This window comes from Pseudomonas sp. FP1742, assembly GCF_030687145.1.
Taxonomy (GTDB): Bacteria; Pseudomonadota; Gammaproteobacteria; order Pseudomonadales; family Pseudomonadaceae; genus Aquipseudomonas; species Aquipseudomonas frederiksbergensis_D.
This window is the reverse complement of record NZ_CP117460.1, coordinates 4,580,779-4,600,317: the sequence shown is the minus strand read 5'-3', so window position 1 is coordinate 4,600,317 and position 19,539 is coordinate 4,580,779. Positions and strand designations below refer to the sequence as shown.

At 58.6% G+C, this 19,539-nt stretch carries 33 protein-coding genes; 26 read left to right on the top strand and 7 right to left on the bottom strand.

The window, feature by feature from the left end; translation table 11 throughout:
- Positions 1–118: 118 nt before the first annotated feature.
- The 7 genes from PSH64_RS20745 to PSH64_RS20715 all read right to left on the bottom strand — a co-directional run bounded on the left by PSH64_RS20745 (position 119) and on the right by PSH64_RS20715 (position 4,524).
- The gene (locus PSH64_RS20745) at positions 119–325 is read right to left on the bottom strand and encodes a DUF551 domain-containing protein (protein ID WP_305478489.1); all 207 of its coding nucleotides are present in this window, start codon (positions 323–325) and stop codon (positions 119–121) included.
- Positions 322–600 (bottom strand): hypothetical protein, encoded by a 279-nt coding sequence (locus PSH64_RS20740; protein ID WP_305478488.1) that lies wholly within the window; start codon positions 598–600, stop codon positions 322–324. Before PSH64_RS20740 ends, PSH64_RS20745 begins: the two co-directional genes overlap by 4 nt.
- Positions 601–738: 138 nt before the next feature.
- Positions 739–1,032, bottom strand: coding sequence for a hypothetical protein (locus PSH64_RS20735; RefSeq protein WP_305478487.1), 294 nt, complete (start codon positions 1,030–1,032; stop codon positions 739–741).
- Positions 1,033–1,298: 266 nt separating this feature from the next.
- Positions 1,299–1,877 (bottom strand): DUF1566 domain-containing protein, encoded by a 579-nt coding sequence (locus PSH64_RS20730; RefSeq protein ID WP_305478486.1) that lies wholly within the window; start codon positions 1,875–1,877, stop codon positions 1,299–1,301.
- A 27-nt stretch (positions 1,878–1,904) separates the two neighbouring features.
- Positions 1,905–2,042 carry a hypothetical protein gene (locus tag PSH64_RS20725; RefSeq protein ID WP_305409672.1) on the bottom strand — a complete coding sequence of 46 codons (138 nt, stop codon included), beginning with the start codon at positions 2,040–2,042 and terminating at the stop codon, positions 1,905–1,907.
- Positions 2,043–2,776: 734 nt separating this feature from the next.
- Positions 2,777–3,520, bottom strand: coding sequence for a hypothetical protein (locus PSH64_RS20720; protein ID WP_305478485.1), 744 nt, complete (start codon positions 3,518–3,520; stop codon positions 2,777–2,779).
- 275 nt (positions 3,521–3,795) lie between these two features.
- Positions 3,796–4,524, bottom strand: a complete 729-nt coding sequence (locus tag PSH64_RS20715; RefSeq protein ID WP_305478484.1) for a S24 family peptidase — start codon at positions 4,522–4,524, stop codon at positions 3,796–3,798.
- A gap of 88 nt (positions 4,525–4,612) precedes the next feature.
- Here PSH64_RS20715 and PSH64_RS20710 point away from each other — a divergent pair, with 88 nt between their 5' ends.
- The 26 genes from PSH64_RS20710 to PSH64_RS20585 all read left to right on the top strand — a co-directional run bounded on the left by PSH64_RS20710 (position 4,613) and on the right by PSH64_RS20585 (position 19,461).
- A complete protein-coding gene (locus PSH64_RS20710) occupies positions 4,613–4,822 on the top strand; it encodes a Cro/CI family transcriptional regulator (RefSeq protein ID WP_305478483.1) in 210 nt (69 codons plus the stop codon).
- 28 nt (positions 4,823–4,850) lie between these two features.
- Positions 4,851–5,045: a hypothetical protein gene (locus PSH64_RS20705; RefSeq protein ID WP_305409667.1), complete on the top strand. Its 195-nt coding sequence runs from the start codon at positions 4,851–4,853 to the stop codon at positions 5,043–5,045.
- A 415-nt stretch (positions 5,046–5,460) separates the two neighbouring features.
- A complete protein-coding gene (locus PSH64_RS20700; protein WP_305478481.1) occupies positions 5,461–6,225 on the top strand; it encodes a Pyocin large subunit-like protein in 765 nt (254 codons plus the stop codon).
- Positions 6,222–6,938, top strand: coding sequence for a replication protein P (locus PSH64_RS20695; RefSeq protein ID WP_305478480.1), 717 nt, complete (start codon positions 6,222–6,224; stop codon positions 6,936–6,938). Before PSH64_RS20700 ends, PSH64_RS20695 begins: the two co-directional genes overlap by 4 nt.
- Positions 6,935–7,498: a hypothetical protein gene (locus PSH64_RS20690; protein WP_305478479.1), complete on the top strand. Its 564-nt coding sequence runs from the start codon at positions 6,935–6,937 to the stop codon at positions 7,496–7,498. The genes PSH64_RS20695 and PSH64_RS20690 overlap by 4 nt, the downstream gene beginning before the upstream one ends.
- Complete coding sequence (locus PSH64_RS20685; RefSeq protein ID WP_305478478.1) at positions 7,498–7,716, top strand: TraR/DksA C4-type zinc finger protein; 219 nt, start codon at positions 7,498–7,500, stop codon at positions 7,714–7,716. The genes PSH64_RS20690 and PSH64_RS20685 overlap by 1 nt, the downstream gene beginning before the upstream one ends.
- A 261-nt stretch (positions 7,717–7,977) precedes the next feature.
- Positions 7,978–8,448: a hypothetical protein gene (locus PSH64_RS20680; RefSeq protein ID WP_305478477.1), complete on the top strand. Its 471-nt coding sequence runs from the start codon at positions 7,978–7,980 to the stop codon at positions 8,446–8,448.
- Entirely contained in the window at positions 8,445–9,026 is a 582-nt protein-coding gene (locus PSH64_RS20675; protein WP_305478476.1) for a recombination protein NinG, read from the top strand. The genes PSH64_RS20680 and PSH64_RS20675 overlap by 4 nt, the downstream gene beginning before the upstream one ends.
- Positions 9,023–9,154, top strand: coding sequence for a hypothetical protein (locus tag PSH64_RS20670; RefSeq protein WP_305478475.1), 132 nt, complete (start codon positions 9,023–9,025; stop codon positions 9,152–9,154). Before PSH64_RS20675 ends, PSH64_RS20670 begins: the two co-directional genes overlap by 4 nt.
- Positions 9,151–9,318: a hypothetical protein gene (locus PSH64_RS20665; RefSeq protein ID WP_305478474.1), complete on the top strand. Its 168-nt coding sequence runs from the start codon at positions 9,151–9,153 to the stop codon at positions 9,316–9,318. Before PSH64_RS20670 ends, PSH64_RS20665 begins: the two co-directional genes overlap by 4 nt.
- On the top strand, positions 9,315–9,512 hold the full coding sequence (locus PSH64_RS20660; protein WP_305478473.1) for a hypothetical protein: 198 nt from the start codon (positions 9,315–9,317) through the stop codon (positions 9,510–9,512). The genes PSH64_RS20665 and PSH64_RS20660 overlap by 4 nt, the downstream gene beginning before the upstream one ends.
- Positions 9,509–9,856: a DUF4406 domain-containing protein gene (locus PSH64_RS20655; protein ID WP_305478472.1), complete on the top strand. Its 348-nt coding sequence runs from the start codon at positions 9,509–9,511 to the stop codon at positions 9,854–9,856. Before PSH64_RS20660 ends, PSH64_RS20655 begins: the two co-directional genes overlap by 4 nt.
- Positions 9,853–10,287, top strand: coding sequence for a dATP/dGTP diphosphohydrolase domain-containing protein (locus PSH64_RS20650; RefSeq protein WP_305478471.1), 435 nt, complete (start codon positions 9,853–9,855; stop codon positions 10,285–10,287). The genes PSH64_RS20655 and PSH64_RS20650 overlap by 4 nt, the downstream gene beginning before the upstream one ends.
- Entirely contained in the window at positions 10,287–11,426 is a 1,140-nt protein-coding gene (locus PSH64_RS20645; protein WP_305478470.1) for a winged helix-turn-helix domain-containing protein, read from the top strand. Before PSH64_RS20650 ends, PSH64_RS20645 begins: the two co-directional genes overlap by 1 nt.
- 64 nt (positions 11,427–11,490) lie before the next feature.
- A complete protein-coding gene (locus PSH64_RS20640) occupies positions 11,491–12,156 on the top strand; it encodes a hypothetical protein (RefSeq protein ID WP_305478469.1) in 666 nt (221 codons plus the stop codon).
- Between the two features lie 179 nt (positions 12,157–12,335).
- The gene (locus PSH64_RS20635; protein WP_305478468.1) at positions 12,336–12,590 is read left to right on the top strand and encodes a hypothetical protein; all 255 of its coding nucleotides are present in this window, start codon (positions 12,336–12,338) and stop codon (positions 12,588–12,590) included.
- Positions 12,591–12,787: 197 nt separating this feature from the next.
- Entirely contained in the window at positions 12,788–13,108 is a 321-nt protein-coding gene (locus PSH64_RS20630; protein ID WP_305478467.1) for an MFS transporter, read from the top strand.
- A 3-nt stretch (positions 13,109–13,111) separates the two neighbouring features.
- The gene (locus PSH64_RS20625) at positions 13,112–13,447 is read left to right on the top strand and encodes a hypothetical protein (RefSeq protein WP_305478466.1); all 336 of its coding nucleotides are present in this window, start codon (positions 13,112–13,114) and stop codon (positions 13,445–13,447) included.
- A complete protein-coding gene (locus PSH64_RS20620; protein ID WP_305478465.1) occupies positions 13,444–13,707 on the top strand; it encodes a hypothetical protein in 264 nt (87 codons plus the stop codon). The genes PSH64_RS20625 and PSH64_RS20620 overlap by 4 nt, the downstream gene beginning before the upstream one ends.
- A 56-nt stretch (positions 13,708–13,763) precedes the next feature.
- Positions 13,764–13,943 (top strand): hypothetical protein, encoded by a 180-nt coding sequence (locus tag PSH64_RS20615; RefSeq protein ID WP_305478464.1) that lies wholly within the window; start codon positions 13,764–13,766, stop codon positions 13,941–13,943.
- The gene (locus PSH64_RS20610; protein WP_305478463.1) at positions 13,940–14,371 is read left to right on the top strand and encodes a proteasome subunit beta; all 432 of its coding nucleotides are present in this window, start codon (positions 13,940–13,942) and stop codon (positions 14,369–14,371) included. The genes PSH64_RS20615 and PSH64_RS20610 overlap by 4 nt, the downstream gene beginning before the upstream one ends.
- A 249-nt stretch (positions 14,372–14,620) precedes the next feature.
- The gene (locus PSH64_RS20605; protein WP_305478461.1) at positions 14,621–15,220 is read left to right on the top strand and encodes a hypothetical protein; all 600 of its coding nucleotides are present in this window, start codon (positions 14,621–14,623) and stop codon (positions 15,218–15,220) included.
- 1 nt (position 15,221) lies between these two features.
- Positions 15,222–16,706 (top strand): terminase, encoded by a 1,485-nt coding sequence (locus PSH64_RS20600; protein WP_305478460.1) that lies wholly within the window; start codon positions 15,222–15,224, stop codon positions 16,704–16,706.
- A gap of 2 nt (positions 16,707–16,708) precedes the next feature.
- The gene (locus PSH64_RS20595; protein ID WP_305478459.1) at positions 16,709–18,100 is read left to right on the top strand and encodes a DUF4055 domain-containing protein; all 1,392 of its coding nucleotides are present in this window, start codon (positions 16,709–16,711) and stop codon (positions 18,098–18,100) included.
- The gene (locus tag PSH64_RS20590; RefSeq protein ID WP_305478458.1) at positions 18,101–19,216 is read left to right on the top strand and encodes a hypothetical protein; all 1,116 of its coding nucleotides are present in this window, start codon (positions 18,101–18,103) and stop codon (positions 19,214–19,216) included.
- Positions 19,213–19,461: a hypothetical protein gene (locus tag PSH64_RS20585; RefSeq protein WP_305478457.1), complete on the top strand. Its 249-nt coding sequence runs from the start codon at positions 19,213–19,215 to the stop codon at positions 19,459–19,461. Before PSH64_RS20590 ends, PSH64_RS20585 begins: the two co-directional genes overlap by 4 nt.
- Positions 19,462–19,539 lie beyond the last annotated feature (78 nt).

The window sequence follows — 19,539 nt, the reverse complement described above, 5'->3', positions numbered from 1 at the left end:
AGCAGGGCTCTGGCCTCGGCCCGGCACGCGGCTCGCAGGGTGAACCATCGGCGGCCACCGCCACGGAAGACGACAGCATGCTCAGTCGTGACGTTCATGGTCGCCTCCAGTGGCGGGGTTATTCGATTGGCGGAACGGGGATTTCGTACCAGTGGGTCGGGGTGATATCGCAGCGGTCGCCGTCTATGTAGCGCCAAGGCCTGTGTTCGTTTCCGCACGTCATGGCGAAAAACGGGCCGTCGTTGGTCTTCTTGCCAAGGCGGTAGGCCAGAACCTTCTGGCGAATCGGCGGCAGCCTGTCGCTGCACTTGATCCAACCGCTCATGCTGCCTCCGGCCAGTGGCGTTCGATGCTCTCTTTTGCGTACGGCGACAGGCGCTGGTAGCTATTTATCGATCCGCAGCCAGGCATGGTGCCTTCGAGCTCAACACAGGCGCGGATGTCGCAACGCCTGGAGCAAACCCATCCGCCGTAATGGCAGCGGTGCACCTGGCCTTTCGGTTCGGGGTGGTAGGCGAGGCCCGCTTTCCACGATGGCGAGCCGCGCAGCTTGAGGCCACATCCTCGGCAAACTGCTTGGGTATCGGTACAGCTGTGCATGGCGACCTCCAGTGTTTGGTTAGGCGATATACCCGCCCGGCATAGTGGTAACGATCTTCCGAGGGGCGTCATGCATCCGCCCTTTGGCGCAGTCGTGGACATCGGGGCGTGGCTTGCGGGGTAGAATCTGTGTGCGTTTCATGACTTCGCACCTTCGGCGGCGATGGATTGCAGATCGTCCATTTCAAACCAATGTGTAAGGCCGTGAATTTTCCGCTCACCTTCATCAAAGGCAATCACTGGCCCAGTTACGTCTGGGGCGCTCGACTTCATTGGCGCTGCATACCAGACGTGGCTCATACGCCCCATACGATCTCTGGCATCCAAGTTATTGGTCACCAGCACCCTTGGCGTCGTCTTCACGCTTTGGTCGTCAAGCGCTGCGTTCTGTGCAGGCCAGCGTTCGGCAAAAGCAATCCATGTTGGGTTCATCACACTCACCTCCAATCGCCAAATAAAAAGGCCGACTCGAAAGCCGGCCTTTGCCACCTTACGTAACGCCCGGGCGCATGAGGCGTCGGGGAGTCGGCTATCTGTTACATGGCTGCAAATCCTCCGCGCTGATGAGTTGGACTGTCAGGCACACCCTGGCAGTTGATGGTGCTGCAGGTGGCCGGCACTGCCCGGCACGTATCAGGTCTGGCCTCTCGTACCTGAGAAGCCCCGCGATTCACCCGCAAAGAGTAATAAATGAAGAATTAAATAGGCAATCTGCGGACGGGGCGGACGCGCGCGGCGTAGTCCTTGCCGTAGTAGTCCTGAACGCCACCATCGAAGTCCATGCCGAATGCGTTGTAGGCGGAGCGCTGCGAAGATGACCAGTACCAGGTCTTCTCGAAGTGCTCGGCGATGGTCTGCCAGGCGTGATTCAGTTCGCCAATGCTTGGCAGATAGAAGTCGTGGTGACCGTCGGCCGAGTGGTTACCAGCCGCCTCGGCTGCCGGGAATGTTCCATCAGCCTCCAGCAGAGTCGTGGTATTCAGTATGCCGTTGACCTTGCTGGTGGCCGCTGTATCGGTGCCGTACTCGCCCCAGGCATGCTCGCCAATATCCTTGTCGGCGAAGATCAGGTGGTAAAGCTCGCCGTCCTCACCCTGCCGAATGCCTGCATAGATACCGCCCTGGCCCGCCCAGTAAGTGCCGATCGCCGGAACATCGCTGTTCGCCGCCGGCGCCTTGGCTTGTTCGCCGCCAAGAACCATGTTCGCAAACATCAGCACCAGCGCCTTGTCGGGGCTGCTGATCGTCGATTCGCCGCAAGTGATATGAGTCATCATGTTCTGTGCTCCTTGTCTGGTCGGCGCTCAGATAGCGCTGGATGCTTGAGTGTTGAGTTGTTCTTGCTCGGCTTCGGTCGGATAGCGTTTGGGGCCGGCCAGCATTCTCACCAGCCATGGCAACAGGACGTTCCGGGTGAAGCTGATTCGGGATTTCTCAGCCATGGCTGTATTGCTCCTCAGTAGTCGCAAATTTGGTGGTAAACCGGTTTGAATTTGGCCGGCTTGGTTTCGGTGGTCATGAGGTAAAGCATGAACAGGGCAAACATTTCGTCTTGCTCCTCTGTGTGGCTTTCGAATGCCTCCCGGGGTTTGAGAGGCAGTCGTAAAGCCAGATGGCCAGCCTGAAACAGCAGGAAGCCATCTGATATCCGGCCGCTCTCTACTGGAGGCAGTGACCGGGTGTTTCGTCAGTGGTGTTGATGCAGGTGGCCGCGTTGCGCGGTGTGGACTCTTCCGCATCGGGGTGTGATCTATCCGGACGGCAATCCCCGGCTGACACCAACAGGTGTGCCTCCCTGCCACGCCTTCGCAATCGCTTGCCGCCGGGCGTGGACAAACTGTCTTCCCGAGGTCGTTATCCCTCGTATTTTGGCTGTGCGCCTGCGCCGTAAATTTGCAGGCATTCCAGATCACACCCCGATGCGCTCTCATAGAGAGGATCGGGCAGTTAACGACAGGCTGTCGTGCAGTGATTCTGTGTCCGAAGGAGGTCGGACCGGCATGCAAGGCCATTACGCCATTCACCCACCTATCGGGCTCTGTCACCCCTTCATGACGCGTTCGGGGTTTTACGCGGCGATCCAGACTTATTTGAAAAGATTCCAGGGTCGCATCTCTCTTTTCTCGTTGGCTTTCGCCATCCCGCTGCGCACTCGGTGAATGCGCAGGAGGATGGTTCAGTACGGCTTCTCAACTTTGCCCTGGTCTTGCAGGCTTTTGATCTGGAAAAGGCCGTTCAGCATGTTGTCCATTTGCTGAGCAAGCTGATTGCGCAGACCGTCTTTTAGTGCACCGGCAACGTTTTGAATGTTCTGCTTTAAACCGGCAGAAAAATCCTCTGCACAAATCTGCGTCATCAGGTATTCGGCGCGAGTGACCGTGTTGTAATCGCTCGACGCTGGCTTGCCTGTGCGCGGCTCAACCTTCGCTGACCAGTAGGCATTCACAGTTTTTTCCAGCTCTTTGCGGATAGTCGTGGAAGGGCCTTCCTGCTCGCCCCAAGTGTTGATGCGGCGATACTCGCGCTCGAACGAGCCATTAATGGTTTCGTTGATTGCTGTTTCAATCTGCGCAGTCACTCGCTCGTTGAAAATCTTGTCGATGCGCTTCTTCAGTTCCGCTGCAACCATGCCGGAAAGGTCATCGCCGTCGCGCAGCAGCTCATCAGATACCTTGGCTACGATTGCGGTTTTCAGATCGTCTTCGTTGATGTTGAGCATTTCGGGTTCCTCCGTTGATTTCCAATGCCGCCTCATCGAAGCGGCATCAGAAATCTGTGGGTGTTTCATCTCCACCACGCGCATCGCCCGATTCATATCTCTGGCCGGCGTCACACATTTCGTGATCGATGCTCTTCCGGCTGGCTTGCGTGGTTTCGCGTACTCACATCTGGTGAGCACGGCCAGTTCCAGAGCTGGCATGGAGATCGAATTTATTGCTCGCGCTGTGCCAGTTGCCTGGGATCGATCTGCGAGGATCTTGAATTGTTAAAGAGCGGTCCCTTTCGGGGTGCCTGCGTATGGAGTCGCCGGGCAGTTGCTGCATCGGGTCTTTTCAGGCCCTGGCGCCTCGGTGTTCTGTGGCGTTGAAATGAATATAAGCCTGCTTATCTGATCGGTCAATAAGATTGCTTATATTTTTTTAAGGGGACGAAAAAAATCCCGCAGAAGGCGGGATCTATGGGGTGTCGGGGTGTTTATTTGCGGCGGGGAGAGCGCCTAACGGTCGACCACCAGAAGACGCGACCAAGCATTCTGACCTCGTCGGCGAACTGCTCGGCAGTCATGATTTCATCGGGGAAATCTTCAGAGTTCTCGCTACGGATTCTGACGCCGCCAGCCGGCAGACGGTGAAGGTACTTCACCCGAAGCATGCCGGTGTGGTTAAAGGCATAGATCTCACCATCAATAATAGAGGTGTCGTCCAGGTCGAAGCCAATGGCCGCGCCATCCAGGATGAGACGCTCCATGCTGCGGCCTTTAACCCTGGCACACGCAGCACTTTTTGCATCTACACCAGCAGCCTTCAATGTCGCAGCGCTGAATCTGAGCTTCCTGTCCGCAATTTCAACGACTTCAGTCATACCTTGACCACCGGCAAATTCGACTTCTGCAAAGTACGGTATTTCGAACTCGTCGTCACCTAGGGAATCGCCTTCCTCCCAAGTATCCATATCCCCAAGAAGGTCCGCGTTGGATTCGATGTGCGTGAGCCTTCCTTTCATCTCGCCGATGCCTTCGGAAAGCCACATGGCGTTTACCGAACAGACATGGGCGATTTTTGCGATGTGAGCGCTCTGAAGGTTCTTTCCCGTTTCAAGCTGGGAAATGACGGGCTGCTCAACGCCCACCAGCTCAGCAAGCTTCCTCTGAGTCAGGCGCGCGCCTTTGCGGGCAAGTTTGATTCGGTTGGCAAGAGTATTCATGTACACGACGTTATAAGCCCCCTTATCAGCTTGCAAATAAACCTGCTTATGCCTAGGATATAAGCAGGCTTATCAGGAGGGATCTCGTATGACCCCTATCGAACGACTCGTTGACTACTTCGACGGACAGACCAAGACAGCTCTAGCCCTCGGGGTTTCTCAGCCAACAGTCTCGTACTGGGTTACAGGAACTCATCGCATCAGTGCCGATAAGGCATTCCTTGCGGAGGATCTGACGTGCGGAGCGATCACCGCCCGAGAGCTCGTCACTGGCATCAATCAATCAACCGCTGCGTAACCATTACCCACCGTAAGGATTCAAACCTATGTCCTATGACAACCCCCGTCACACCAAGGACCGAGAAATAAAGTCTCGCTATGACGATGAGACATACGAGGCGCTGAAAGCGCTCGCCAGGCTCCACAAATTGCAACTCGCCGTGTTCGTACGAATGTGCGTCGAAGAGAAGCTGGAAAGCATCGTTGAACGGGATGTTACCTCTCATCGCACATCGGCCTGAAGGCCCTAAAGGAGGCCTTTGTGCCTGAAACCACGATATGCCATGGCATTGATGGGGATCTTTACGAAAAGCTTGAGCGGCTGGCAAAACAGGAAGGAATAACGCCAGAGGAATACGCGGCGGCGCTCGGTAAAGAATCGCTCATTGAAAAGTCCAGGCCAAAAGGAGCCCGAAAGATTCGGCTTCTTCCAGTAGTGAAACGAGACCCTAACGTGGACTCAAGAGGCCCTCAAAAGGGCAGGCGAGGGACTGATGAGACCCATGACTAGACCAGACACCAAATCGAAGACGAAAAAAAACCGGGGCGCAATCCCGGTTTCTTTCGTTGCTATGCAAAACACTCTGGAGCCGATTATGCCAACAGATTATCGGATGCACAAGCCACTTCTCGCTCTTGTTCAAGAGGGGAAATGACATGGCCGGGGACTGGATAAAAATGCGCGTAGACCTGCAAACCCATCCGAAAGTTTTCCGCATGGTGTCCGCATTGCAGGCGGACAGATTGCGGGTAATCGGCGGACTACATGTCGCCTGGAGCATATTTGATACCCATTCCGATGATGGCGTACTGCACGGCTACACCATCGACGCCATGGATGCGGTAATTGGCTGGCCAGGCTTCACCCAGGCCATGGTTGACGTCGAGTGGACCTGCATAACTGACGACCACTGCTTGATCATGCCGCGCTTCGACGAGCACAACGGAAAGAGTGCAAAACGCCGCGCAAATGACTCTGAAAGGAAGCGCAACTCCCGTGAATCCGGCGGTGTCCGCAATGTGTCCGCAAGTGATGCGGACAAAAGCGTGACCAGAGAAGAGAAGAGAAGAGAAGAGCAAGATCAAAAGCCTGTCGCTGGCGCTCCGGTGAAGGCGGGGAAGTTCGACCCTTTGACGGCAAAGCCTGACAACGTGTCCGACAAGGCCTGGGCCGACTGGTGCCAGCACCGCAAGGAAATCCGTAAGCCGCTGACCGCCAAGAGCTGTGAGCAACAGGCTAAGGCCCTTATTGGGCACAGCTGCCCCGACCAAGTTTTGTCCACATCGATATCCAACGGCTGGACCGGGATATTCCCTGACAAGGTCACCAGCAACGTCCATCCATTCCCCAGTCGCCGCCAGCCCAACGAGCCGGACTTCGACAGCAGTGCGTGGGCTGAAGGCCTTGTGGTGACGACATGAAGCCAGTCAACCAGCTCATGGCAACCATGGGCAACTTGCCAGCCGCCAGTGATACCCAGTCGCTGCCAGTGACCCCGCAGACAGCCGAGGTCGTGAACGATCTGTTCCGTCGCCTGCGTGGGATCTTTCCTGCATGGCGGCAGGCCTGGCCGTCCACTGAGGCGCTGGACGCCGCCAAGGCCGAATGGATCAAGGAATTCGCCGCCGTCGGCATTCGCACCCTGGAGCAGATCGAGTTCGGGGTTCAGAAGTGCCGCAAGCTCAGCAAGCCGTTCGCGCCGAGTGTGGGTGAGTTCATCGCGATGTGCACGCCAAGCGCTGAGGACTTCGGCATGCCGTCCCCGGCTGACGCATGGATGGAAGCCCTGATCGGCACCTACAGCCATGAGGGCGTTCACATCGCTGCCAACGAGACCGGGATCTTCGATCTGCGCGCCGCCAAGCAGGAAGATAAATCGCTTCGGACACGGTTCGACCGGGCTTACGCGATCGTCATCCGCCGCGCCCAGGAAGGCCAACCGCTGGACGGCAAAATCCTCACCGGCATCGGACACGACAGCCAGAAGACCGCCTTCGAATTGGCCAACGAACTGGCCGACCAACAAACCCAAGCCCGAATCATTCAGCAAGGCATCCCGGCCGACGGCAAGTCCGCCCGCGCTCTGCTGCTCGCGAAATTCGGCAAGAACAAGAATCAGGAGCATTCCCAATGACCGACTACAGCGAATTGAAACTATTGGCCGAAGCTCTCCACGGAGCCGAATGGCAATTGGTCGACGGCGAAGGCTTTGAGGCTGACAACAGGTTTGTTACGTCACAGCGCCGCATCGACGATAGCAAGGTGGCCTTTGCTGAAATTAATTATGGGCATCCAGAGGCCGGAATGGGTGAGCCTTTTCAGAGTGAGCAGGTTGCTGCCGGGGAGTTCATCGCCGCCGCAAACCCTGCCGCTGTGCTGGCCCTGATCGGTGAGCGCGACAAGCTGAAGGACGAAAACGAAGTCGCCCGTATGCGCATCAAGGAACTGGACCTGCTGTTCGGCCGCTACATCCTCGCCATGCGCGCGGCGGTCATCGAGGAAGAGCATGGACTGGGCGCAGAGGGCGCCATGATGTGGATTTACAACTCGCTGGTTGGCCCTGGAGAGCTTCCACCTGAAAACGAAACGCTTGCTCAGGCCTACTTCGACCGGGAAATCGTCGCGGTCGACAACGGCATGCAAGAGGTTCTGGCCTTCCACGATGCGCGCCGCGCTGCCAAGGAGAAAATCTAATGGCAGACGTATGTGATCTCGCTGACGACGTAATCGAAGAGTCCCTCAATCGGTCCATCGCCCAGATCCCCCGTTACACCGGCATCAGCGCCAAAGAATGCGAAGAGTGTGGCGAGGACATTCCTGAGTTGCGTCGGGCTGCGGTACGTGGCGTGAAGCTCTGCACGGAATGTGGTGACCGGGCAGAACTGAAAGCGAAGGGGGTGCGCCGTGGTTGACTTGAACGATCTTTCTCAAGCAGCACGCTCTGCTGCTATGCGCGGCGGTACCGCTGGCTGGGCTCAGATTGGTGGGCTTGCTGAACATGTCCGGTACATGGAGTTGCGGCCCAAGCGGGCAGGGCGAAAACCGAAATGCCATTGCGGCTGTGACACGCCGAAAACACATCTCGGCATGGCCAATGGCGTCTGCTTGACGAGCGGCTGCGAGCTGTACGTCCGTCGCTGGGTGAAAACTGCCGGCATTCGGAGGGCGCAGCCATGACTGACAAGATCAGCGTCAACAGCTCCAGCAAGCTCACCGAAGCCATCGGCATGCTCACCGCCATGTTCCGCGAGAAGAAGTTTGTGGTGGTGTCGCTGCGCCCGGGCAAGGACCGCACCCTCGACCAAAACGCACTGTGGTTTGCCTTCTACAAGCGCATCGCCGAGATGACGCAGATCGGTGACGCCTCGGATGCGCGCAAGCACTGCAAGCTCCACTTCGGTGTGCAGATCCTGCTGAACGATGACCCGGAGTTTCAGGAGGCCTGGTACCGGGTCATGCGCCATCTGCCGTACGAAGAGAAGCTGGCCATGATGGGCGACTGCAAGCTTTTCGGCCCTGACGGTTTCCCGGTGACCAGCCTGTTCAACCGCGCCCAGGGCATCGCTTACACCGATCGCATCGTGGCCGACTTCACAGAGAAAGGCGTGTTCTTCGGCGACCTGCTGAGCAAGGAGGCCGCATGACTCTCCCAGCCAAGCAACCGCGCCCGAAGAAATGTCGTGTCGAAACGTGCAGGGCCTCATTCGTCCCGTCGCGCCTTGGCCAAGCAGTGTGCAGCCCGGCCTGCGCGATCCTCGATGCACCGAAGAATCAGGACAAAGCGCGCAAGGCTCTCGCCGATGTAGGGCGCAAGGAACTGCAAGCCGCTAAGGAGCGCATCAAGCCCAAAGGGCAGTACATGCGTGAGGCCCAGACCGCATTCAACGCCTGGGTGCGCGAGCGTGACGCAAAGCTGCCATGCATCAGCTGCGGCCGGCACCACCAGGGCAAATACGATGCCGGGCATTACCGCACCGTCGGGAGCAACCCCGCGCTGCGCTTCGAGCCCCTGAACTGCCACCGCCAATGTTCGCCCTGCAACACGCACAAGTCCGGCGACATCGTGAACTACCGCATCGAGCTGGTGAAGCGGATCGGCGCCGATAAGGTGGATTGGCTGGAAGGTCCACACGAAGCCAAGCGCTACACCATCGAAGACCTGAAAGCCATCACCGCCGAATACCGTGCCAAGACCCGTGAACTCAAGAGGACGGCCGCATGATCACTTTCGTAAGCGAGAACCTGATCCATTTCTACCTTGCCGGGATGCTGGTGATCGGCGGCGGCTGCATTGAGGGGATTCGCCGGCTGATGCGCCGGGACCGGATTGCGCGGGGTGTGCGCTCATGAACTGGCTCGCCATTACCTTTGCCGTCTGCACCCTGATCTGCATCGTTTGGTTCTTCCTGGAAGGCCATTTCATGACCTGGTGGCGGATTCGCAAGGAAGACCAAGTCAACTTCGACATGGAACGGATGATTGAGGCCCTGAATAGCCCGGAGGATCGGCCATGAACTGGAAACCCATCAGTAGGCACTGCATGTCCAGCGACGAAGGCTACCTGCTCAGCAAGTACAAGCTGGAATTCGGTGCGGCCTACGTCGCCCGCACGCCGGCGGGGAAGATCCTGCACTCTGGCAAGGATCTGGAAAAGGCAAAGGCCGCATGCAACGACCATTTTGAATCGACCCAAGGGAAAGCAGCATGAGCCAGCCAAAGCAAGGCGTCACATTGCGGCATGAGCGCGCGAACCGTATCTATGTCGCTGGCCCAATGACCGGGATCGTGGATTTCAACTTCCCGGCGTTCAACCGGGCGGCCGAGATGCTGCGCTCGAAGGGCTACATCGTCGAGAACCCTGCCGACCACGGTCTAGTTGAAGGCGCGGAATGGGCTGACTACTTGGCCTACGACCTGACTCGCATCGGCTTGTGCGGTTCGATCTACCTCCTGCCTGGCTGGGAGCAGTCCAAGGGCGCGCAACTCGAAGTCATGATTGCTCAGCGCTTGGGTATGGGTGTCATTTACGCAGATGAAGAGGTGGCAGCATGAGCGAGATCAAACCGTCCAATCCAAAGGATCTGATCGGAAGTGGAAAGCTGCCTCTGCACCTGTGGCCAGTCACCGCCAGCGCACTGGGAAGCCTGGGTCTGCTCGACGGGATGCTGAAGTATGGCAGGTCGAACTTCCGCGCCGTGGGTGTTCGGGCGTCGATCTACTTCGATGCCGCCAATCGGCACCTTAACGCGTGGTTTGAAGGGGAGGAGGCTGATCCAGATAGCGGGTTGCCACACCTGGCCCATGCGCTGGCCTGCCTGGCGATCATTGTCGACGCCCAGGCCGCCGGCAAGCTCAACGACGACCGTATGCATCCCGGCGGCTACCGTGCACTGATCAATAGCCTCACGCCTCACGTGGCACGCCTTAAGGAAGCTCACGCCGACAAGAGCCCGCAGCACTACACCATCGAAGGGGCTCAGTAATGGCCGAGCGCAAAGTCACGGACGAGCAGATCATCGAAGCGCTCAAGACCATGGGCGTAGCGAAGGCTGCTGAACACCTTGGGCTCAATGTCCGCAGCCTGCAGAAACGCAAGGCGCGTATGGTCCGCAAGGGCTGGAGCCCCGAGCACGACATGACCCACATCGTGCCGGATGGGTTCCACCTGAAGGGCACGTCGAGTTTGTACAAAGAGGGCGTTAAGGCACCAGTGCTTCAGTGGGTGAAAAGCTCAATTGATCATGAACGGCAAAAGGAGTTGATGCAGGCTGCCATCGAGGCGATGGGCGAAGACCTGCCCCGCATGGTGTTCGCACCGGCGCCCGCTGCATGCAATACCGACCTCCTGAACTGCTACGTCGTAACCGACTACCACCTCGGACTTCTGTCCTGGCACGAGGAAACCGGCGCAGACTACGACCTGAACATCGCTGAGCAACAACTGGTCGCATGGTTCGCTACGGCAATCCACATGGCGCCAGATGCGGAGATCGGCGTGTTCGCGCAGCTCGGGGACTACCTGCACTGGGACGGACTCGACGCCGTGACACCAGCCAGCAAGCACCTGCTCGACGCTGACACCAGGTTCCAGAAACTGGTGCGTGTGGCGATCCGTGTAACCCGCCGCGTCGTCGACATGCTGCTCACCAAGCACCAGCGAGTTCATGTCCTGATGGCCGAGGGCAACCACGACACCGCCAGCTCCATCTGGCTGCGCGAATGGTTCTCAGCCATCTACGAGAACGAGCCACGCATTACCGTCGACCGCAGCCCTGATCCGTACTACTGCGTCGAGCATGGCCAGACCAGTCTGTTCTTCCACCATGGACACAAGAAGAAGCCGGCGAACGTTTCTGATGTGTTCGTGGCCAAGTTCCGTGACGTCTTCGGTCGCACCCAGCACAGCTACGCGCACCTGGGCCACCTGCACCACGTCGACGTCAAGGAAAACAACCTGATGATCGTCGAGCAGCACCGCACCCTGGCCGCGCCCGACGCATATGCAAGCCGTGGAGGGTGGATCAGTGGGCGTGACGCCAAGGTCATCACCTACCACAAGGCATACGGCGAGGTAGGGCGCCTGACGATCAACTCGGACATGTTGAAGGCGGGGGCAGCATGAAGCTGATCGTTAAAAGCGGGACTGATAAGGGCCTCTTTTTCGCACTCTTGGGGAGATTGAACTGATGACCTACAGAAACGTCGTGTCCGCAGTCGTACGCGCTCTGGCCGCCGAGACCATCAACTCGGCAGGTGGATGTGACTTTGAACCTAAGGTCCAGTGCGCCAAACAGAAGGGGGAGATTGTCGGGAAGGAGGCTGCGCTGCTTCAGGACTGCATCGTCCACAAGCTGCTGCACCAGGTCCTGAGTCAGCGCCACTGGTTTGCCCTGACCGCGAAGTTCAGCACGCACAATGGCCGCAAGATCGAAGCGACTGGGCGACTGGTGGCAATCGTGACCAGTCCAGCGCCGGCCCTGTTCACCCGCAAGGCTGTGACTGCGTGGGCCATACCGCAGATCAAAGGTGTCCGCCGGGAGCCTGTGAAGATCAAGGCGCCTGAGTTCGACGAAGACATACCAGCGTGGCGGGTAGAGGCAGCAAAGGCCGCCGTCGAGCGCGCGAACGCATCAGCGGCCAAGCGCGGAACCTGTCAGCGGGATGGCGCGATAGTCCTCGCCGATTCGAACTACGACATGAACACCTGGGACAACCAAGGCATGACCGAGCGCACCTATCAACTCTGGAACAAGGCCATCAAGAAGGCATTGGAGAGCCTTGTAGACGATGCGCTGGTGGAGGCGCAAATCATCCTCGAGCAGGCCGGAGTATTGGGTGAGGAGGCTGCATAGCGAAATGGCATAGAAAGTGCTTGCATTTCATTTCGCCGCTTCGTAATATTTACCCATCCTGTCGATCTTGCGCGTTAGGGATTGACACTACAAAGCCTCGCCACTGTGCGGGGCTTTTTCGTTTGCGCAGGTGCAAGACTGATAGACCAGCCCTGCCTCCATAACTGCAGAGGCAACCCATGACTATACGCATTCGCTGCAAACTGATCTGCCATGGTATCTGGCCCCACGAGTTCACCAACGAGAGCAATCCTCTTTCCAAGGTTCGCTTTGGTGCCGTGTACTCGCCTGACACCGGAAATCCAGGTGATGAGAACGCCGTCTTCGGCAAGGCCACGCCATTTGGTGAGTTCAATCTGACCATGGCCACCCATGTTGCTGACAAGCTGGAGCAGGGGAAGGCCTATTACGTCGACATCACCCCGGCCGCATAAGAATCAACCAACGCCGAATGCCCGCACATGCGGCCCTATTCAAGTCCGGCAAGCCTCTCAACGATGCTCAAATATCCCGGCAAGCCCAGCCATAAACCAGCTGGACTTTTTATTTCCCAATCCACCGCTCCCCAGCGGTTTTGGCCGCCACCTGACGGCCTTTTTTATTTCACACATGCAACTGAGAGGTCGAGCGCATGGAATTCTTTCATCGCATGCTCGACAAGGCCGAGTGGATCATCGCCGGCTTCTTTGGCGCCATCGTTGCAAGCTGGTGGCACAAAGACGATCTGACCGATTGGAAAGCCTGGGTGGTCTTCCTGATCACCGGTGTTGCTTGCGCCCTGTACCTGACTGGGATCGTCAGCACCTACCTCAGCATTACGGACCCCAGCAATGTGGCCGGTGTTGGCTTTCTCTTGGGAGCCTTCGGCGGGTCGCTCATGACCGCCGTCAACCGTGCCATTAAAGCCGCTGACCTTTGGGCGCTGTTCCGCTCGAAGTTCGGAGGGGGTTAATCCATGAATCTTCAAACGTTGAGCACTCTGTTCATTGGCGTCATCAGCCTGTGGGCCATGTGGTGCATGTTGAGCGCACGAGTCCATGATGGGATCGTGGGTAAGATCATCTACGCAACGATCATGTTGACCGGCTTTGCGATCGTCACCCGGGCCGAGACGGTGTTTGTCACCCCGAGTACTGCAGGCGTCACCTTTCACGGAGCGCTTGCATTGGCTGGACTGAGACACTGGTTCGTCGCCAACCACTGGCCGGTCGTCAGGGGCTGGCTGTGCCGATACCTGCACTGCGAACAATGCCTGAATAACCTTGACCGGCCGTCGGACGACAAATCATGACTCCAGAACAGTTCGCCTATTGGCTCCAGGGTTACACCGAGTTGACGGCTGGACAACAGCCAACGCCTGAGCAGTGGAAGTCGATCACCGAGCACTTGAAGACGGTGTTCGTGAAGGTCACGCCTGAGTTCCAGATCAAGCCGAGTATCAATTTCCCGCCAGCATCAAACCCGCGGGATATTGCCGACGCTATCGGGAAGGCCTGTCGTGATGCGCAGCGCGACCCTCTCTTCAGGCAGCCGATTCAAATTACCTGTTAAACCAAAGGGTGCCTGGCTTCGTGCGGGCGCCACTCTCTACATCCATGGGTGACGATATGGCCCGGAAAGTCTTCCTGCTGGCCTATCACCCATGGTGGTTTCGCCTATACGTGGTGGCGGTCAACACCTTCGCCTATATGGCAGACCTTGAAGTCGACACCGACAAGCTCGAGGCCCAAGGCCGGAAGGCGACCCGGTATCGCGAGATCGAACCAACCGATGAGGCCAGCCAATGACGACCATCGCTTACAAGGACGGAATCATCGCCTATGACGGCCGAGTCTCGCGAGGTGGGACCATCGTTTACGACGACTTCGACAAGATGCACGAACGTGACGGGGCGACTTTCTTCGGCACTGGCGCGACAGGCGAGATCAACGAACTGATTGGCGCTTGGTTTGGCGAAGAGATTGTCGGCGAATGTGAGGCGAGCGCCCTTGTTCTGCATGACGGCGACCTGACGTTGATCGGGTATGCCCAAGGCAAGATGTGGAAAGCACCATGCGTGCTTGACAGGCCATATGCAATCGGCAGCGGCTCGGATCACGCTTATACCGCCTTCGACATGGGCGCAACCGCCTACCAAGCAGTCGAGATGGCAGCCAAGCGTGACACCAGCACTGGCGGCAAGATCAGAACGCTCACCGTGAAGGTGGAGGCATGAGTGACCGGTCAGGAAGTCATGTCCACTGGGCTAACGATGGCAGGGGCAGACGCCTTGTGTTCATTGATGGCGAGCGGACCAGATTCGTCATCTACGCCGATGCCAGCGCAGGCATTGCTGTCGTGTATGACGACCCAATCAAGTCAACTGATGGCGAGCACGCTGACATCCACCCAGTGTGGGGCCATATCGAAGTTGTAGACATCGAATGAAAGCGCCGCAAAGGCTCAGCAGTAGAAGGAATTCAACATGGCGGCAAAGCAACCCGACTGGGAGGCGATTGAACGAGCCTACCGGGCTGGTGCGCTTTCCATCAGAACCATCGCTGACCGGAATGGCATCAGCGACACCGCGATCCGCAAGAAGGCCAAGGCCTCTGGATGGGCAAGAGACCTTTCCGAGCAGGTCCGTAAAGAGGTTCGCAACAAGTTGGTTCGCGGCGAGGTTCGCGAAGAGCAATGTGCGAACCCTGAGCGAGATGCCGAGATCGTCGAGGAGGCTGCCGAGGAAGGCGCCAGGGTTGTTCGCAGTCATCGCCGTGACATTCGCAAGGCCACGAACCTTGCGAACCTGCTGATGGATGATTTGCTGACGACCATCAGCAAGCGGGAAGAGATCGAAGACTCGATCGACGAAGAGACCAAGGAAGATAGCAACGGCATGCGGCGGGCAACCATGCTTTCCGCTGTCAGCCTGCCGAGCAACGCCAAGACGCTGTTTCAGTTGTCGTCGGCCATGAAGAACTTGCAGGTCCTTGAGCGTCAGGCATTCGGCCTGGACGACAAAGAGCAGCCCGGAGACTCGGACGAACTATCCAAACTGATGGATGACCTATCGAAGGAAGCCTGACATGAAGCCCGAGCACATAGCGCTGCTCCGGGATAAACGTTGGAGGCTGAACAATCTCTACTTCATCACGGATAAGCAGGGCAAGAAGGTCCGCTTCCGGATGACGGACGAGCAGGTCGAGTACTTCGATGGGTTGCATACCCGCAACATCATCCTGAAGGCTCGCCAGCTCGGCTTCACCACTGAGTGCTGCATCATCCAACTGGACGCCGCTCTGTTCGAGTCGGCCAAGTGCGCGCTGATTGCCCACACCCTGAACGACGCCAAGCGCCTGTTCCGGGAGAAGGTGAAGTACGCCTACGACAACCTGCCGGTCGAGATCCGCAAGGCCAACCCTGCACGCAACGATGCGTCGGGCGAGCTGGTGTTCAGCAAGGGCGGCTCGATCTACGTTTCCACGTCCTTCCGAGGCGGCACGCTGCGTTACCTGCATGTGTCCGAGTTCGGGAAGATCTGCGCCAAGTTCCCGCATAAGGCCCGCGAGATCGTCACTGGCGCCTTCGAGGCTGTGGCCACCGACTGCTTCGTCACCATCGAGTCGACGGCAGAGGGGCGGGCGGGCTACTTCTTCGAATACAGCCAGAGCGCCGAAAAGCAACAGATGTCCGGTGTGCCCCTAGGCCTACTGGACTGGAAATTCTTCTTCTTCAGCTGGTGGAAGAACAAAGACTACCGGCTTGACCCGACTGGCGTGGTCATCCCGCAGCGCCTGACCGACTACTTCAATGAGTTGGCAGCCAAGCACGGCATCGTCACCAACGACGGCCAGCGAGCCTGGTACGCCGCCAAGGAGAAATCTCTCGGCGACGACATGAAGAGGGAATACCCGTCGGTCCCGGCGGAAGCGTTCCAGCAGTCGGTCGAAGGCGCCTACTACGCCAAGCAGTTCGCCAAGCTCTATGCCAACAAGCGCATAGGGGTTGTGCCGGACAACAGCCATTTGCCTGTGATGACCTTCTGGGACATTGGCGTCGGCGACTCCACGGCCATCTGGTTCGTGCGTCAGGTCGGCACCGAATACCATGTCATCGACTATTACGAGAACTCCGGCGAAGGCCTGCGGCATTACATGAAGGTGCTCAAGGACAAGGGTTACACCTACTCCGAGCACTGGGGGCCGCACGACATCGAGAACCGGGAGTTCGGCAGCGATGCCAAGAGTCGCAAGGACATCGCCAAAGAGGGCTATGTGATCGATGGCGAGAAGTACTCCATTCGGTTCCAGGTCGTACCCAAGACAGCAGTTGATACTGGTATCGAGGCCGCGCGGGAGATCCTGCCGCTCTGCGTGTTCGATGAGTCCAAGTGCGAAGAAGGCATCGGCCACCTGGAGAACTACCGCAAGGAGTGGGACGAGAACCGCGGCTGCTGGAAGGACAAGCCTCTCCATGACCGCACCTCTCACGGCTCCGACGCCTTCAGATACTTCGCCGTCGCGAAGACCAAGCGTGTACGCACCGCATCCACCGCACCTCTGAGAATCTGACTATGTCTGACGACCCAAGCAAAACGCTGCCGGCAGTGGACGCCATGCGCGAAGACTGGGCCATCGTCGATCCTTTGATGGGCGGTACCCGGGCGATGCGCGAGGCTGGTGAAGCGCTGCTGCCGAAGTGGCCGAAGGAGGAGGGCAGCGACTACACGAAGCGCCTGAACCTCTCGACTCTGTTCCCGGCCTACCGCGAGACGGTGAAGAACAACACCGGGCGCGTCTTCGCTGAACCTATCGTACTGGGCGATGACGTTCCGCCAGTGCTTCAGGACCTGGCCGAGGACTTCGACCGCCAAGGCAACAACCTGCAGGTCTGGGCGAAGTCGTTCTTCACCCAGGCGCTGTCGCACGGCCTGTGCCATGCGCTGGCCGACTACCCGAACATCAAGCCGAGCGGCGACACTGAGCAGCTGGTCACCCTGGCCGACGCTCAGGCCGCCAAGGCTCGCCCCTACGCCATCATGATCCGCCCTCAGCAGGTGCTGGGGTGGCGGGTCAGCAACAATGGCGGCGAACACGTCCTGACCCAGTTCCGCTACATGGAGTCGGTCGAAGAGGAAGATGGCCTGTTCGGCATCAAGTGCATTCCGCAGATCCGCGTGCTGATCCCTGGCGCATGGATGACCTTCCGCGAGCAGGAAGTCGAGAGCAAGAAGACGTGGGTGCTGTACGACGAGGGCGCAACCTCTCTCGACCATATCCCGCTGACGACCCTCTACACCGACCGCACAGGCTTCATGACCGCCAAGCCTCCGCTGTTGGAGCTGGCCTACCTCAATGCCAAGCACTGGCAGTCTCAAAGCGACCAGGACAACATCCTGCACGTTGCCCGAGTGCCGATGCTGGCGATCTCGGGTATCGACGATGACACCTGGGAGTTGAAGGTCGGCACCGCATCCGCCACCAAGCTGCCAACCAACGGCAAAATGGAGTGGGTCGAGCACACCGGCGCCTCGATCGAAGCCGGGCGCACCTCGCTGGCCGATCTTGAAGACCAGATGCGTGTCGCCGGTGCCAAGCTGCTCCAGAAGGACAAGCAGGCCGTCAAGACTGCCACGCAGGCCGAGGATGAGGCCGCTCAGGAGTTGAGTCCGCTTCAGACCATGGCGAGCGGGCTTGAGGATGCTCTGGATCAGATCCTCCAGCACTTCGCCGAACTGAGCGGCCTGCCGGAAGGCGGTCACGTCCAGGTGCAGGGTAACTTTGATATCGACTTCGCCCCGGAAACGACTCTGCCTCTGCTGCTCAACATGGCATCGCAAGGCCGGCTATCCGATGAGACCCTGTTCTCCGAGATGCAGCGCCGCAACGTGGTGTCGAGCGACATCAAGTGGGACGAAGAGAAAGCCAAGATCGCAACGCAGGGGCCGGGCCTCGGAGTGCTCTAAATGCCAACCGTCAACCAGGTCCTCGAAGACGAGCAGATCGCGCACGCGGTCAGCCTCGAAAAGTACAAGATTGGCGTGGTCCGGCGGATCATTGCGCTGCTGAATCGGTCGGATGCTGACCTTTCGGCGGCGCTGGCTGCTGCACTGGAGCGGTTGCCGGCTGAGTCCTTCACCGTCGAGCGCCTGGAGTTGCTGCTGGATCAGGTCCGGCTGATCAACACTCAGGCCTATGCATCTGTCGCCCAAGCGCTACAGGATGACCTGAAGGAACTGGCAGGCTACGAGGTGAGTTGGCAGCAGGCGCTGTTCGAGAAGGCCATTCCCGAGCCGGTGCTGGTCCGCTTTCCGATTGCCAGTGTCAGCGCCGAGCAGGCCTATGCTGCGGCGCTCTCCAGGCCGTTCCAGGGTCGCCTTTTGCGCAACTGGGGCGAGGAGATCGCCGCCGACCGGATGATCAAGGTCCGCAACGCCATCCGCACCGGCTACCTCGAAGGCAAGACGACCGACCAGATTGTTCGCAGCATTCGTGGCTCTCGGGCTACTGGATACGCTGACGGGTTCCTTGAGCGGCCACGCAAAGACCTTGCGGCGGTCGTCAGGACGGCTGTCAGCCATACCGCGGCGACTGCACGGGATGAATTCAACAAGGCCAACGAAGAGATCCTGAAGGCCGAGCGCTGGGTGTCCACGCTCGACAACAAGACCTCGCCGATGTGCCGTATACGCGACCAGCTTCAGTACACCGTCAATACGCATAAGCCGATCGGTCACAAGGTGCCTTGGCTGCAAGGGCCGGGCAAGATCCACTGGTGCTGCCGGTCGACCTCGGCGGCAGTGACCAAGTCGTGGCGTGAACTCGGCATGAAGCTGGACGAGATGACCCCGGCCCAGCGCGCCAGCATGGACGGCCAAGTCCCGGCGAACACCACCTACAGCGAATGGCTCAACCGCCAGTCGGACGCCCGCAAGATCGAGGTGCTCGGCCCGGTGCGCGCTCAGTTGCTTAAGGATGGCAAGTTGGATCTGGAGGACTTCTACACGCCGACCGGTGAATGGATGACGCTCGACCAGATGCGTGCGCGCGACGCAGCAGCATTTGCTAAGATCGCAGCATGACCGATAAACCGCGCTTCCACGTGATCGACGGCACCACTCCACCGGATACCCCGGTCGAGCAAGTGCGTCGTCGTGTGCGGGCGATGCCAAAGCCTGAAGCGATGATTCAGTGCCATCGCTGCGGCGGCAGGGAAGTGATCGAGACCAAGATCGGCGTACTGATGAAGAACGGCAAGCCAACTGGCGGGACAAAGGTTCTGTTGTGCGTTGGCTGCCTACTCAAAGGCGAGCGTGTCACGCTGTAGCGTCACGAAACGAATTCAAACAGCCCTGGCATCCGCCGGGGCTTTTTTATGCCCACGATTTACACAGGTCTCGTCAAT